Here is a 15854-nt window from a genome sequence, read left to right as displayed (position 1 = left end):
CCAGGAATGATAGGATCGTTGATCGGGAAGCAAGTGAATTTGCTGCTCGCAGCAGCATAGTGGTACAGTAAGAGCGATAGACCGGTGGGTGTCACCGGTCTTTTTCGTTGAAGCGATAGCGTAGGATACGTCTGCCAGATAAGACAGGCTTATAGGACATTGAGGGGATAGATGGAACGGATATGGCAGATGTACCGTGATATTCCCGAGGGAAGCGGGCATGTTGCCGCAATAGAAGGAAGGACAGGCATGAAGAAACCAGTTATTGAATTTCAGAATTTTAGCTTCCAATATCGTGCGCAGTCAGAGCCGACCCTGCATGAGGTGAATCTGACGATCTATGAAGGCGAAAAGGTGCTGATCGTCGGCCCATCCGGTTCAGGTAAAAGTACACTGGCGCATTGTATAAATGGCTTGATTCCATTTATGTATGAGGGTGAGCGTAGCGGTACATTACGCATCGCCGGCGAGACGATTAGCGATCAGGGCATTACGCTACTATCCGATGAGGTCGGTACGGTCATGCAAGACCCGGACGGACAGTTTGTCGGACTGACGGTGGCAGAGGATATTGCCTTCAAGCTGGAAAATGACGCTGTACCGCAGGCGGATATGATCAAGCGTGTATTTGAGGCAGCGGATACGGTCGAATTTACTGATTTTCTGGAAGCCTCGCCACACTCGCTCTCCGGTGGGCAAAAGCAGAAGACGACGCTGGCAGGGGTGCTGGTCAGCGATGCAGACATTTTACTATTCGATGAGCCGTTAGCCAGTCTTGATCCGCATACCGGACAGATGACGGTGGAGCTGATCGATCGGATTCACAGGGAAACAGGCAAAACGATCGTCATCATTGAGCATCGTCTGGAGGAGGTGCTGGAGCGTCCGGTCGATCGCGTCATTGTTGTGAACGAAGGACGTATTGTTGGCGATATGACACCAGATGAGCTGCTCTGCACCGATCTGCTGCGTACAACGGGAATTCGAGAGCCACTGTATCTGAACGCGCTACATTATGCAGGCTGTAAAATTACAGCCGCGATGCAGCCCGGTCATATCGATTCGATCCAGCTGGATAACTGCATTCAGCCGCTACAGCAGTGGTACAACTGTGTGCATCAGGATGAGCTTCCAGTGAGCGAGCATCCGGTGCTGGAGGTGGAGCATGTATCCTTTGGTTATGAGGCTGGTAAGCCCATTTTGCATGATGTATCATTCCAGATCGGAAAAGGGGAGATTGTCTGTATTGCAGGACGTAATGGCGCAGGCAAATCGACGATCTCCAAGCTGATTTGCGGCTTTTACCGTCCGAGTGCAGGGCGCATTGTATTCAATGGACGTGATCTGAGCGGTGATACGATCAAGGAGCGTGCCGAGCATATCGGCTTTGTGATGCAAAATCCGAATCATATGCTGTCCAAGCCGCTACTATATGATGAGGTGGCACTCGGACTGCGTACACGTGGTGTGCATGAGGATACCATTCGTGAGCGAGTGCATGAGGTGCTCAAGGTGTGCGGATTGTATCCATTCCGTAGCTGGCCAATCTCAGCACTGAGCTATGGGCAGAAGAAGCGCGTCACCATCGCCTCGATCCTTGTGCTGGAGCCAGAGATTATGATTCTGGATGAGCCGACAGCTGGACAGGACTTCCGCCATTATAATGAGATGATGGAGTTTCTGAACCAGCTCAATCGTCAGGGAATGACGATCATTATGATCACACACGATATGCATCTGATGATGGAATATGGACAGCGTGCTGTCGTAATGGCGGATGGGAAAAAGATCGCAGACGATTGCCCATCCCGTGTGCTGGTGCAGCCGGATACGATCGCTGCCGCCAATCTGAAGCAGACCTCGCTGCATGCGCTGGCTGTCAAATCTGGCGTAGGGGAGCCGAATGAGTTTGTCGGACGATTCATCGCGTATGATAGGGGGCTGCGTCATCCATGAGTGTGAAGATGCTCACGTATACGAACCAGAATACACCGATTCATCGGCTCACCGGGGCAAGCAAGCTATTATTTTTCGTGCTGTGGGCGCTGACAGCGATGATCATTTACGATACACGCTGTCTGCTGGCGATGTTTGTGATCGCGGTTGTCATTTTTGCGGTATCGCGTGTGCCGTTTAAGCAGTATTCGTTCGTATTGTATCTGATCCTGATCTTTTTTGGATTGAATCAGATTGCGATCTTTCTGTTCTCGCCGCTGTATGGGGTAGAGCTGTACGGCACCAGGCACGATATTGTGCATCTGTTTGCATGGTATACACTCACATGGGAGCAGTTGTTTTACCAGTTTAATGTGGCGCTGAAATATGCGGTGGTGGTGCCGATCGGGTTGTTATTTTTGCTCGTGACCGATCCGAGTGAGTTCGCCGCTTCACTGAACCGAATCGGAGTCAGCTATAAAGTGGCATACTCCGTTGCTATCGCACTGCGTTATATTCCAGATATTCAGCAGGATTTTCAAAATATATCGTTCTCCGCACAAGCTCGCGGCATCGATATCTCGCGTAAGGAAAAGTTCGGTAAGCGTCTGAAAAATGTCGTGTCGATTCTACTGCCACTTATTTTAACGAGTGTAGAACGGATCGAGAAGATCAGCACCGCGATGGAGCTACGCGGTTTCGGACGCGGTAAGAAACGCACATGGTATCGCGCCCGTCCGCTGCGAAAGGGCGATTATATTGCGATTGCGATGATTCTGATTATTACAGTGGCCTGTCTGGTCATTACATTTGCGGATGGATCGAGGTTTTATAATATTTTTAAGTGATGATGGTTGAAGATAGGTAGGATAGGATGATGGAAAAGCCCTTTACAGGTGCAGGTGTCTGCTGCTTGTGAAGGGCTTTTTTATAGAGTACAGCTTTGTTAGGTGCATCATTTATACATATCCACCATTCGCTTCGCATCCTCGATAGAGAATCCATACTTAACACGAAGCTGCTTGATGGCTTCAATAGTTGAGACGTGTTGTAGATCGTGCTGGATGTACTGCTTTACCTCTGGATTGTCTTTATAAGCTTCAAAGAGCTTTTTTTGCATTGTTTTCATATTTTTCGAATAGTACAGATTTGTTATAAAAGATAATACAAATGCAATGAATAATAGTGTTTGAATGAGCAGCGTCTCGTTCATAAGCGTCCTCCTTGCTATAGTTAGTCTTGCCGTAGTCAGTTTCCAATGCGTAGCCTGTTCTAACACCTAACACTTACATACAAGACTACAAAAAAAGCTCGTTCTTCTCAAGGAATCGAGCATCCGAGCGAAGGACGAGCTTTTTTAGATAAGCTGTGGAATAGCGTAATGAATAACAACATCAAGCATCTAATATAGCTAACTCCACCATCACAGCCTGTGCGCTACGACAGATATACGCGTTACAGATTCTGACTCGCTGGGCGTGGAATCTGATTCGTTGCTGCCATCTGATCAAGGAACAATAGCAGCTCCTTATTAAATTTATCCATTTCATCAAACATCATCGCATGCCCGCTATGCTCAAATGGCACCACACGCGCATCGGTAATCGCTTCACTCAACAGCTGGGCAAACTGCGGATCGCAGATTTTATCCTTCATGCCCTGGAAAATAACCGTTGGCACGGTCACAGCGGACAGATCGCCGCGCAGATCCTCATCGCGTAAGGCGATGGCTGCCTTGATCGTTCCGTGATGGGAAGCTTGCAGACAGAGCGTTTCGAGCCACATCATCATGCCTGCTCTCTTCTTGCTGTGTGTAAATTCCAAACCAAATTTACTCAGCATCTTCGGACGATCCTCATACGTTGCTTCGATCATATTCTCTGTAAAGTCATCTGCTGTCATCAACCCATAATCAAAATCTGGACGCTTCACAAACACAGGAGCCGCCGCACCCATCAGTGCAAGCTGGGCGATACCATGACCCTGATGACGCGCCATATAACGAATCGCAATCGCGCCACCCATCGAGAAGCCAACCAACACTGCATTTTCCAGTCCCAGCTCATCGATCACCGCGCGCACATCGTCTGCCATCCGATCATACGTATAGCCATCCCATGGCGCATCCGATTTACCAAATCCACGGAAATCGATCCCGATACAGCGATACCCGTTCATTGGCAGTCTGGAAAATTGATATTCAAACATCAGCTGATTCGCAGGCCAGCCATGCAAGAAAATAACCGGAATCCCTTCACCCAGATCCTGTACAAAAAGCTTCACGCCATCCTCAACCTGTATATATCTACCCATCATAATCGCCTCCATTGTCATAATCGTCCATCCTGCTGCACATCTGCGACAGCATCACGTTCTCCCTTACCGTCACCATGAATGCAAGTCATCCGGCACGTTGCTAATACCTTAAACGTATTCATTTGACGGCAAACCTTGCTGTCTGGCTGGACGATTAGGTTTACACACTTAAAAGGAGTAGTTTCTCGTGGTTATGGTTGCGGGTACATTATTTTAGATGAACATGTGGAGGTTGAGCTTTCGTGCTAGAGTTCATGATTTGTGAGGTGCTTTATCGTACATCATCTTGAGATTTATCTATGATCGGAACACTAAAAGCAATGGAGCACTGAACGCTTTTCACCAAAGAGCACGTAACCTCAACTTTTACAGAACGGAAGACCGGGAACGATGCCAAAAGACCGACCTTTAAGCCGGGATACGCCATCTTTCCCCCATTCAAAGTATCCCGGCTTAACCGGAGGTCGTTGGCATGTTGCCGGGCTGAAGTGGATGATCTAGAAAACCAGAGCAGATCGTCTAAAGCAATCTACCAATCAAGCGACAAGAACATTTAAATCATACACAGCAAGAGAAAAGATAAGGAGGCGACCGGATGAGGTGGCAAGGGAGACGGGGCAGTAATAATGTAGAGGATCGACGGGGCAGCGGAGGCATGGGTGGTAAGACGCTGGTAGGTGGCGGTATTGGTGGGATTATTGTAGTTATTATTGTCATTTTGCTAGGTGGGAATCCGTCTAGCTTGTTAGGCGATATAGGTTCGGGGACGACGACGCAGACGGCAGGCAATTATCAGGGAACCGCGCAGGAGGAAGAACTGGCAGACTTTGTATCGGTCGTGCTGGCGGATACGGAGGAAGTATGGGGCGATGTATTTCGGCAACAGGGGCTGACGTATACGAATCCGACGCTGGTGCTGTATAGCGGTAGCGTCAAGTCTGCGTGTGGGATGGCAAGCTCGGCGGTCGGGCCTTTTTATTGTCCCGGTGATGAGAAGCTGTATATTGATCTAAGCTTTTATGATGAGCTAAAGCAGCAATTTCAGGCGCCAGGGGATTTTGCGATGGCCTATGTCGTTGCGCATGAAGTCGGTCACCATGTGCAGAATCTGCTAGGGACGATGGATAAGCTGGAGCCGTATCGTCAGCAGCTCAGTGAGCAGCAGTTCAATACGAAGTACCAGGTGCGTTTGGAGCTACAGGCAGATTATTATGCCGGGGTATGGGCGCATTATGAGCAGGGGAAGAATCTGCTGGAGCAGGGCGATCTGGAGGAAGCACTCACAGCGGCAAGTGCGGTTGGGGATGATACGATTCAGCAACGTACACGCGGCTATGTCGTGCCGGATAGCTTTACGCATGGAACGTCCGAGCAGCGGAAGCGCTGGTTTTATAAAGGGTTTGAATCCGGTAGTCTGACAGGCGGCGACACATTTAGCGTGAGCAACGGTCAGCTTTGAACTATTAAGTCCAAGATTAATTGAATTTGGAGCGATATTTTCATCGTTTATTAATAAATGTCTGCTATGCTAAACGAAAGGCAGACTACGTAGGTATTCCAAATAGAGATAGAGTGGTGCCGGAAGTAGAGAAGAGGAGTGGGACGATGAATAACATACGTTTGAAAAGCAGTCTGGATCGTGCAAGTCTGGATAACCGTCTACAATATGATCCGGAAATTATCGAGCTATACTTGCGAACCGATGACCTGCAACAGGAGTCGCTCATTCGTGAACGTATTCGTGAGTTGAAGCAGCGCGGCATCCGTGTGTATTTACACCATCCGAGTCGTTACGATGGCAAGTATCTGGATATTATGAGTACAGAGCCGGGCATGTATCGCTTTTACCGTGAGTCGACGCAGCAGCTTGTGCGCATCTGTCAGGAGGAAGGCAGTCAGTGTGTCATTCATGCTAATTATTTGCATAGTGATAATGATGAGATATCGCGCGAGCGTACGATTGCGCTACGTCAGGAGATCGATGAGATTTTGAGCTATGGTCGTGATTTTCTGTTATGGGAGGATTCGACGGAAGGGCTATTCTGCTATGCGAATCCGTACCTGATTGATGAAGTGATCGTGCCCCTCAAGCTTCCGGTGAATGTGGACGTGAGTCATACATTTATTAGCTTCCGCGGCGATAATGATCGCCTGCGTGAGGTGTTAGAGCGTACGGCACCTTACGCGATATACTATCATCTGGTGGACAGCATGGGACAATTCCATGATTCGTTGCCGCTGGGACAGGGACTGATCGATTGGAAGATGGTCAAGTCCTATGTACAGGGGAAAGAATATATTTTTGAAATTAATCTGGAGGGTGGGCATATCGATTGCACCCCGATGGTGGAGAGTGCACGCTTTTTCGATAATCTGAGTCTGGAGCAGGCGAGTCTATAGGCTAAGCGTTGAATCGATGATGGATACTCCATTTTAAGATCGATATTCGAATATAAGGCTCTGCATGAGGTAATCGAGGGATATCCCGTATCGGTTACAGCGTGCAGAGCCTTTTGTCATTAGCTACTATAAAACTCTTTTCGCAATAAGGAGCTTGCTGTGTGAATAAATTGTATACAAATTACCAACGATGGAAGCATTATCTAAAAATGATATTCCGCTAACAGTAGTTTTTCTATTTTCCGAAAAAATTTTGTTTTATCTCATAAGAAATCACTTATTTATTAAGCTTTATCGTCCGATAATGTGTGTATTCCCTGAGTGGGAACACGGAAATACGGCATGCTGTTATACAGGATCTAAGGAATCCACATGGTGCAATTGAGATATCATGATTCACCAGAATATATAGATTGACCCTCTCTATTCAGGTCATTCCGAATGCAGAGTTTTTAGCGTGCATTCGGAATGGCGATTCGGATAGACCACTTCGCTTTTACGCATTTTATTCCTCTGGAAGGGCTGGATCTATTCATGAAAAAAAGTACATCGATCGCGCTTAAAGTTGCTGCTGCATTATTGGTAGCGATTCCCTCCTTACCCATCCCTATCGTGGCAGATGCTGCTCCGGCTACACAGCAAGCAATACCAGCAGCATCGAAGCTAACAGACATTGGTGGACTATCTTCTGCACAGCAGGAGCAGCTCCAACGTGCGCTTGCCGTGGGATTAATTCAAGGCGCACCGGATGGGCATTTTCGTCCGCAGGCAGCGCTAAGTCGTCAGGAGCTAGCGGCATTACTTGTGCAGGCGCTCCATCTGCCTGTAACTGCACCAGCGCAATCCTCGTTCCATGATGTTGCAGTATCCGCATGGAGCTTACCTGCTATCGAAGCGGTAAAGCAGGCTGGCTTGATGCAAGGAGATCGCGATGGACGCTTCCGTCCACAGGATTCGGTAACCGTACAGGAGCTAGTTGCACTGGCTGTGCGTATCGCTCATATTGATCTACAGATCGATGCGAATACGAAGCTCCCTTCGCAGTGGAATGGTGCAAGTGCGTGGGCTACGCCTTCGCTTATAGCGGCTTCTCAACATGAGCTATTAAGCGAATTCAGTGGCAAGCTACAGCCGAAGACGGCTGTAAATCGTGCCGATGCGACAAGCATTCTGTTATCCGCGTTATTCCCACAGCAACGCACCTCTACCGTGCAAAAGGTATCGGATCAGCAGGTGCAGCTGAATGGCATCACCTACGAGCTTGGACAGGATGTCAAAGGGCTACTGAATGATCGTAATGCAGCAGCTCTGCATGACGCAGAGATCACGTTCGATACGAGTGAACGTACGATCACGGCAATTCGCTCCTTGCATCTACATGCTGCGGGTCAAGCTGCTACAGCAGGCGCTGCCGAATTCAGTGGTAATCTCAAGCTGGATGCAGGAGAGACGCTCATTCATGGAGATGTAACGGTAGGAGGGGATTATACCTCCCTGTTGAATGCTCATATTCAAGGGAAACTGACGATTGCGGATAGTGTGAAGAATGACTTTTATTCTGAAGGCCTTCAGGTTGAGGGCACAACGAGTGTGAAGGGCGGGGACGATAATACGGTCGTCTTTAATAGTGCCGTGCTAAATGATGTGAATGTGAGCAAGCAGGATGTGCACGTCGTGATGGACTCTAATTCTGTCGTCTCCACCGTCAACGTGAATGCCAATGCGAATATTCAGTCAGGTGCTACACTGCCGCTTGTAAATATAAATAATGGTGCCAGCACTGTGCAGCTACAGGGCAATGTCACCAATCTTAGTGTGAATAGTAGTCAACCGACACAGCTAACGGGCAATAGCTCGATCTCTCAGCTGACGGTTAGCGGATCAGGCTCGGTCGCGGTGAATACAACGGGAGCTGTGCAGACCTTACAGGTGACGAATCCTTCCGCACTCGTCAACGTAAGCTCCACGACACAGGTGAGCAATCTGTCGCTAGCGACAGGCGTAGCTACGAGCAATGTGACAGGCCTATCCAGTACCACGACCACAGGTTCGCCAGGAACGACGACAGGGCCAGTAAGCTCCGGTTCTTCCAGCTCCAGCAACCGTGCTCCGGTATTGACCAGCTCGCTCAAGGATATCGTTGCGACCGAGCAAAGTGCCAATCGAATTATCGACCTGAACAGTTATTTTAGTGATCCAGATGGAGATACACTGACCTATTCGGCATCCTCATCCAAGTCACTCATTGCGAAGACAGCCGTGAGTAGTGGAAAACTGACCATCAGCATGCTATCCGCAGGTACAGCTACGATCACCGTCGCTGCCAATGATGGTAGAGGTAAACGTGTGAATACGACATTTAAAGTGACGGTCAATGGTAATCCAGTTGTCACTCCTGCGGCAGACCAGAAGCTGACAATGGAACAGCCCGGCGTATCGCTGACATTGAAGGATTATTTTACAGACCCAGAACAGGGAACATTAACGTACAGTGCTATGGTTGACCAGCCTGATCGGGTCAAGCTCACACTGAATAATAGCGGCACGCTACAGCTTGATCCATTGCAGGTTGGTATCGCAACGATCACCGTAACGGCAAAGGACGATGCGATCACAGATGATGGAGTGCAAGGACAATCGACGCTGACTTTTCAGGTTGAGGTGTTGCCTGTTCCTAATCATAAGCCTGTCGCAGTACCATTATTACCCGTCACCGTGACTGTACGTGGCGATGATGAACAGGTGGATCTGAGTCATACATTTAGCGATGCAGACGGCGATCCGATGCAGCTGTCGGCAGCTTCCGTAGATCCAGGTACAGCCAGTGCCACACTCAGTGGTACACAGCTGTCTGTTCATGCGGTCAAGGAAGGAACAACGAAGATTGCGATTACGGCAAAGGATGGACGTGGCGGGGAAACGGTAGCCGAGCTGCTCGTTACGGTCTTGCCAGCGCCTAATCGCAGCCCGATTGTTACGAATACGCCGCAGGCGGTAACGTTGATTACAGGACGCTCGGCCACCGATGTGGATCTGTCGAAGCTATTCTCTGATCCAGATGACGATGTGCTTACCTATGAAGCGGTGACGTCGGATGTGTATGCTGCTCAGACCTCGGTTCATGCAAGCACGCTCAGCGTTACACCAGGTGCTGCGGGTACAGCCTCGATCAAGGTCTATGCACGCGATGGACGCGGTGGGGAGATTACTACCGATATTCCAGTTACGATACTGGAGGAAGCGTCGATCTCGTTCATTCCACAGCAGGTCGTCAATCTGCGCAAACCGCCCGTATGGTTCGGCTTAATGCCATATTTGCAAAATATTGACCCGGATTCGATCAGTGTGACGGCGGATACGTATGATCATTCGACAGCAACTGTATCGACCAAAAATGCGAGCATTTTGCTAACGCCGATCCAGATTGGTGATACAACGGTTACGTTTGACGTTTATGATAAATACGGTCGTCGTAATAGCTCTTCGTTTGCATTACAGGTTGTCAAAATCAATCATGCGCCAACCGTAGTAGCTGCGATGTCTGAGCAAATGCTCACGCCGGGCGTTACCAATGCTCGTAATTATGATCTGAGCCAGCTATTCAGCGACGAGGATGGAGACGCACTTACGTATACACTAACGTCCAGCAATACGGATGTGGCAAGTGCATCGATCGATGGCAATATGCTCACGTTAAAAGCAGGTACGATCAGCGGTGTTACCGATGTAGCGATTACAGCGGATGATGGTGCTGGTGGAACAGTGCAGTACACACTCAAGGTGCATAATGCCCTGCTGATTAACACCTCAGTTATTACAGTGAATCTCAAATATGGAATGAATGCGATCGATTACGATCTGTCTGATCTATTCCCAGGTCAAAGCACCTTTACAACGTACATGGGTACAGCCGATTCTACATTTACAGGCCCAACATCGCTGAACAATACGCTACTGTCGTTGACTTCGCTCCCAGTTCTGCAATGGGTCGTAGGTGCGGACGGACGCGCTGCTGTATTTGCAGTCAAGCAGGATCCGGTCACAACAAAGGATATGTATTTCTCCCAATATGTGGACGGTGGCGATGGACGTATGGTCGTGCTGATGAATACGACTTCGGCTTCGAGCAAAAATAAAGATTACAGCCTCACCTTTTACAAATGGATGAAACAAACGAATACGATCAGCACGGTTACCCTTCCATTATTGTATGATGGCACGTCGCAAGGCATGAATCAGATTATCATCAACTCGACATTCTATGACTACATGGATGTCACCAGTGCATGGTATTACAACGACGAATTCATGATGTATTCACCAAATGATTATAATCTGACAGGCATTGTGCTCAAGCGCGGTAACACTGTTCTGGATGTGCTGGGCGACCCGACTTCGCAAAATCAAATGCTGCCAAACGGTGGTACGATTTTACGCAAAGACGCTATTGGATATGGTTCCAATCAATTCAATCTATCGTATGAATGGAATAAATATCCAAAGGGTACGTATCAATACGTGAAGTAAACGCCTGTATAAGGAATGACTACCGCCTGACAACTCCTCTGCTTGACAGACGGAATATCGCTGTGTAGAGTAGAAGGCAATCAAACAGCCTTGCTGTAAGCTGCTGCTATAGTAGCTTGCGCAGGACTCATACGAGAAAGACCACTAGGGGAGCCATCGACTGGCTGAGACGAGATTGCCTCGGACCCTTGGAACCTGATCTAGTTCGTACTAGCGTAGGAAAGTGGAGACCGTGCAGGGATAGGATCATCTATGCCGTTTATACTGCCGCTCCATTTGGGGCGGCTTTTTTGCGTCTCTAGTGTTAGCGGTCTCCTAACACGGGGTGCAATGAAAAGTGATTTTTGCGCAGCAAAATATCTTACTTTGTCCGTGTTAGTGGTCTCCTAACACGAGGTGAGATGAGAAGTGATTTTTGCGCAGCAAAATATCTTACTTTATTCGTGTTAGCGATCCCCTACGCCCTAGCCCAGAGTGGTTCTTTCCGATTACTTTTACTTGAAAAGGAGAGCGGAAATGATGAGTTTTTCACAGGAAATTAGAAAGGCAGCCGATCCGGTATTTGAGGCGATCTATCATCATCCCTTTGTGCAAGGGATTGCAGAAGGCACGTTGAAGTCGGAGCAGCTGGTGCACTATGTGAAGCAGGATTTTGAATATTTAAATGCCTTTATGCGCATTTATGGTACAGCGATTGCAAAATGCCAGCATCGTGACGATATGGCGATGTTCAATGAGCAGATTGGCTTTGTGCTGCATAGTGAGATTCATCCGCATCATAACTTTTGTCAGGTGGCAGGGGTGCCCTATGAACAATTGCAGGGCTATCTGCTCGCTCCATCCGCGCACAACTATATTCGCCATATGCTGACCGCAGCACAGGAAGGCGATCTGGGCGATATTCTAGCCGTGCTGCTGCCTTGTCCGTGGACATATCTGGAGATTGGCAAGCGTCTGCTGGGTGAGGTGAAGCCGGATGCCTCGCATCCATTTTACGAGTGGATCGACTTTTACGGTAATCGTACGGATACGATCACAGAGCGCTTTTGCCAGCGTCTGGATGAGATTGCAGAGCGGACAACGCCAGAGCATCGGGAGCGGATGAAGCGTCATTTTATTTTGAGCTGTCAGTATGAATATATGTTCTGGGACATGGCGTACACGTTGGAGGATTGGCCGGTACCAATCCAGGAGCAGACGACAGTGGAGGTATCGCGCGTATGAGCCGCACATGGAATATGAAAGAGGTTGTACTGGCGGTTATTTTGTCCGTAGCCTGTGGAGTGGTATATCTGGGCTGGTCTACGCTATGGATTCCCATCTCGGCACTTGTGGGGCCGGTGGGCGCTGGCTTTATGTTTGGGATCTGGGTGATTGCCAGTCCGATTGTGGCGTATATTATTCGCAAGCCGGGTGCAGCGCTGATCGCTGAGGTGGCAGCGGCGGCAGTGGAGATGCTGACAGGTAGCCATTTTGGCTTGTCGGCGCTGTTGATCGGGGTATTTCAAGGATTGGGTGCGGAGCTGGCGTTTGCGATCTTTGGCTATCGTCGCTTCAATGTGTGGACATTAATGCTGTCCGGGGCGCTGGCAGCGGTGGGCAGTATGGTCTATAGCGTAATTGCGAATGGTATGGGCTATTACACACCGACGATGTTCTGGCTGACACTGGGCATTCAGGTGGTGAGCGGCATCCTGCTGGGCGGCTTACTCGCTAAGATTGTGGTCGAAGCGCTGGCGCGTACAGGTGTTTTGAATTCATATGAAATGATGAAATCGCGTCGCAGAAGAGGAACAGGCAATGGTCTTCCAACCGGTTCGTGAGCAAGTATATCTCGGCTGTGACGGGCTATCAGTACGCTTTTACAGTCAGGAGCGACCGGTGCTGCACCATCTGCATCTGCATATTCAGCAAGGGGAAAAGGTGCTAATTCTGGGACCGAGCGGTAGTGGGAAGTCGACATTGCTGTCTGTACTGGCAGGCATTATACCGGAGCATGTAGAGGCAGAGGTAGAGGGAGATGTTTATCGTCAGCCCGCCTGTGGCGTGATGTTTCAGGACCCGGATTCGCAATTTTGTATGCTTCGTGTCGATGAAGAGATCGCTTTTAGCCTGGAAAATCGCTCGGTTCCGCGTGAGCAGATGGAGCCGCTGATCGACCGAGCGATGGAGCAGGTCGGCTTGCACATTCCGCGCGATACGCCGATTGAGACGCTATCTGGTGGCATGAAGCAGCGATTGGCGCTGGCATGTCTGCTGGCGTTAGAGCCAGAGGTACTCTTTTTCGATGAGCCGACGGCACAGCTTGATCCTGCTAGCCGCAATGAAGTATTTGCCTTACTGCGACAGCTTGGGAATGCTTCCCAGCATACGATGGTGATCGTGGAGCATGTACTGGATGGATGGATCGAGTGGATGGATCGAGTCATTTTGCTGGATGGACAGGGGCGTTTGATCGCGGATGGCTCGCCAGCTCGGGTGATGAAGGAGTATCGGCAGGAGATGGTCGAGGCGGGCATCTGGTTGCCGAAGCTGTTTCCGTATCATTGGGAGGATGTGCGTAGCAATTCGGCTCATCCGCTGGCGGTGCGGTTAACGAGGGAGCTACAGCAGCGTCTGGCACAACGCCATATCATGTGGGGTGCTCATACGGCTTCGGTTAGGGAGACGGGTATGGGCGATGGAGCATCTACCTCTACCGTTGCTCGTATGACGATAATGGGTGTACGGGATGAGGCTCTGGATAAGGGAAATAGGACTACGATAGCTACTATGACGAGCACTACAATGAATGATCCCGATAGCGCGCAAGCAGGTGCCAAGGCAAGCATTGATGTAAGCTCCTCAATATCTTCTTCGCCTCCTACTGCCGACCCTTTGCTCCAAACCGAGCGCTTGACCATCGGCTACGGACGCAAGTCAATCATGAACGGCATCAATGTAGACATTTCACCCGGACAATGGATTGCGATTGTCGGCGAGAATGGGAGCGGCAAAAGTACCTTTTTGAAAAGCTTACTTCGGCTTGTACCCCCATTGTCCGGCTCGATCCGTTTCCATGGCAAAGAGCTGCGAAAGTGGTCGGATCGGGAGCTATATGCGCGTGCAGGCTTTGTTTTCCAAAATCCAGAGCTGCAATTCGTTACGGATACAGTCTACGATGAGATCGCCTTTGGTGGACGGCAGCGCGGCTGGGAGGAGCAGCAGCTGGAGGAACGAACGCTACAATTACTGCGTGAGTTCGGCTTGGAGCGTCTTCGGGATGAGCATCCCTTCTCGCTCAGTCTCGGTCAAAAGCGACGCCTGAGTGTGGCGACGATGCTGTTATTTGATCAGGAGCTATTATTACTGGACGAGCCGACCTTTGGACAGGATGCGCGTACAGCGGCAGAGCTGATCGGTCGTCTGCACAGGCGACAGCAGGAGGGGACAACGATTGTGATGGTCACACATGATATGGAGCTGGTCGATCAGTATGCCGATCGGGTGCTGTTATTCCAGCAGGGACAGATTGCGTACGATGGTGACCCGTCGGGATTGTTTTTGAACCAGCAGTTGCTACAGGGAAGTGCGATTGAAGCGCCGCTACCCTATCGTCTATATCTGGAGCGAAAGGAGCGGCAGACGATATGAAAAGTAATGGCTCGTGGTTATCCACGCTCAATCCATCCTGCAAGCTAATCGTGCATGTGCTGGTGATGGCGGTTCTCATGGCGATCCGTGACCCGCTACTCACGCTCGCGATCTGGCTGGTTGCAGTGCTGATCGGCATCAGCGTGGCTGGCTGGACAATCGGCTATCTGCTGCGCCGCTTATTGCCCTACACATTATTCTTCGTGCTCGTCTGCTGGATGCTGGCGACATTCGGTAAAGGTGAGCATGTACTATGGCAATGGGCATGGTTTCGCGTGACGACAGAGAGTCTGAACAATGGGCTGTTAATCGGCTTGCGCATGCTCGGCTTTGTCACCTATGGCATGCTATTCACCTCAACTACTGACCTGAATCGCATGATGATGAGCCTGATCCATCAGCTCCGCTTGTCGCCTAAATGGGCATATGGGATGCTGGCAGGGTTTCGGTTTATCCCTCTATTTCAAAGTGAGCTACAACAGATGAAGATCGCCCATCGTATTCGCGGCTATCGTCAGGGACATGGCGGTAAAGCATTCCTGCGCTATGCGCTCCCCCTGTTCAGTCAGGGCGTACGCAAGTCTGAGCGCATCGCGATTGCAATGGAGGCAAGAGGCTTCACAGGTACGCGCGAGCGCACGTATTATGTGCAGCCGATGCTGGCGCGGCGTGATGCCCTGTATGCAGTGGCGTTGCTCGGTGTGACGACAGTGTTAATCATCTGGCTGTAGGTGTGAAGGATTAACAGATACACAGATGCAGTGTGCCCATCATGGTGGAACGATGCATGATCAGATCCATCGTTATAATCATTTTGTAGTTGTAGTTGTAGTTGTAGTTGTAGTTGTATGCGAAAGAGATAGGAGCTAGCTTTAGATGATTAGGCTGCTTTGCTATGAGCTTCTACCGAAAGTGGCTGTATGTTAAAACAATAACTCGTGACCAATAAGAGGATATCGATGCTGAATCGATGTCCTTTTATTTTTGTAATGATACGAGCATTGATGAACGAAGGAAAAGAAATAAGGGAAAAGAATGATTTA

General features: G+C 49.6%; 11 protein-coding genes and 1 riboswitch. Of the genes, 9 read left to right on the top strand and 2 right to left on the bottom strand.

Going from position 1 to position 15854, the window contains the following annotated elements; all coding sequences use genetic code 11:
* Positions 1 to 249 precede the first annotated feature (249 nt).
* Entirely contained in the window at positions 250 to 1956 is a 1707-nt protein-coding gene (locus IEX62_RS13040; RefSeq protein ID WP_188775949.1) for an ABC transporter ATP-binding protein, read from the top strand.
* A complete protein-coding gene (locus tag IEX62_RS13035; RefSeq protein WP_188775948.1) occupies positions 1953 to 2783 on the top strand; it encodes an energy-coupling factor transporter transmembrane component T family protein in 831 nt (276 codons plus the stop codon). The genes IEX62_RS13040 and IEX62_RS13035 overlap by 4 nt, the downstream gene beginning before the upstream one ends.
* A 107-nt stretch (positions 2784 to 2890) precedes the next feature.
* Here IEX62_RS13035 and IEX62_RS13030 read toward each other — a convergent pair whose 3' ends face one another.
* Entirely contained in the window at positions 2891 to 3148 is a 258-nt protein-coding gene (locus tag IEX62_RS13030) for a hypothetical protein (protein WP_188775947.1), read from the bottom strand.
* Between the two features lie 242 nt (positions 3149 to 3390).
* Complete coding sequence (locus IEX62_RS13025; RefSeq protein ID WP_188776085.1) at positions 3391 to 4248, bottom strand: alpha/beta fold hydrolase; 858 nt, start codon at positions 4246 to 4248, stop codon at positions 3391 to 3393.
* Positions 4249 to 4846: 598 nt separating this feature from the next.
* Here IEX62_RS13025 and ypfJ point away from each other — a divergent pair.
* The 7 genes from ypfJ to IEX62_RS12990 all read left to right on the top strand — a co-directional run bounded on the left by ypfJ (position 4847) and on the right by IEX62_RS12990 (position 15542).
* A complete protein-coding gene (gene ypfJ, locus IEX62_RS13020; protein ID WP_188775946.1) occupies positions 4847 to 5710 on the top strand; it encodes a KPN_02809 family neutral zinc metallopeptidase in 864 nt (287 codons plus the stop codon).
* Positions 5711 to 5856: 146 nt separating this feature from the next.
* Positions 5857 to 6651 carry a TIM barrel protein gene (locus IEX62_RS13015; RefSeq protein ID WP_188775945.1) on the top strand — a complete coding sequence of 265 codons (795 nt, stop codon included), beginning with the start codon at positions 5857 to 5859 and terminating at the stop codon, positions 6649 to 6651.
* Between the two features lie 534 nt (positions 6652 to 7185).
* Positions 7186 to 11178, top strand: a complete 3993-nt coding sequence (locus tag IEX62_RS13010) for an S-layer homology domain-containing protein (RefSeq protein ID WP_188775944.1) — start codon at positions 7186 to 7188, stop codon at positions 11176 to 11178.
* A 136-nt stretch (positions 11179 to 11314) separates the two neighbouring features.
* Positions 11315 to 11417, top strand: a riboswitch (TPP riboswitch).
* A 280-nt stretch (positions 11418 to 11697) separates the two neighbouring features.
* Positions 11698 to 12402 carry a thiaminase II gene (gene tenA / locus IEX62_RS13005; RefSeq protein ID WP_188776084.1) on the top strand — a complete coding sequence of 235 codons (705 nt, stop codon included), beginning with the start codon at positions 11698 to 11700 and terminating at the stop codon, positions 12400 to 12402.
* Positions 12399 to 13001 (top strand): ECF transporter S component, encoded by a 603-nt coding sequence (locus IEX62_RS13000; RefSeq protein WP_188775943.1) that lies wholly within the window; start codon positions 12399 to 12401, stop codon positions 12999 to 13001. Before tenA ends, IEX62_RS13000 begins: the two co-directional genes overlap by 4 nt.
* The gene (locus IEX62_RS23785; RefSeq protein WP_229685757.1) at positions 12979 to 14811 is read left to right on the top strand and encodes an ABC transporter ATP-binding protein; all 1833 of its coding nucleotides are present in this window, start codon (positions 12979 to 12981) and stop codon (positions 14809 to 14811) included. The genes IEX62_RS13000 and IEX62_RS23785 overlap by 23 nt, the downstream gene beginning before the upstream one ends.
* Positions 14808 to 15542: an energy-coupling factor transporter transmembrane component T family protein gene (locus IEX62_RS12990; RefSeq protein ID WP_188775942.1), complete on the top strand. Its 735-nt coding sequence runs from the start codon at positions 14808 to 14810 to the stop codon at positions 15540 to 15542. The genes IEX62_RS23785 and IEX62_RS12990 overlap by 4 nt, the downstream gene beginning before the upstream one ends.
* Positions 15543 to 15854: the final 312 nt, after the last annotated feature.

The organism is Paenibacillus hunanensis (genome assembly GCF_014645615.1).
GTDB lineage: Bacteria > Bacillota > Bacilli > Paenibacillales > Paenibacillaceae > Saccharibacillus > Saccharibacillus hunanensis.
The sequence above is the reverse complement of the archived record's forward strand: the minus strand, read 5'-3'. Positions and strand labels throughout refer to the sequence as shown.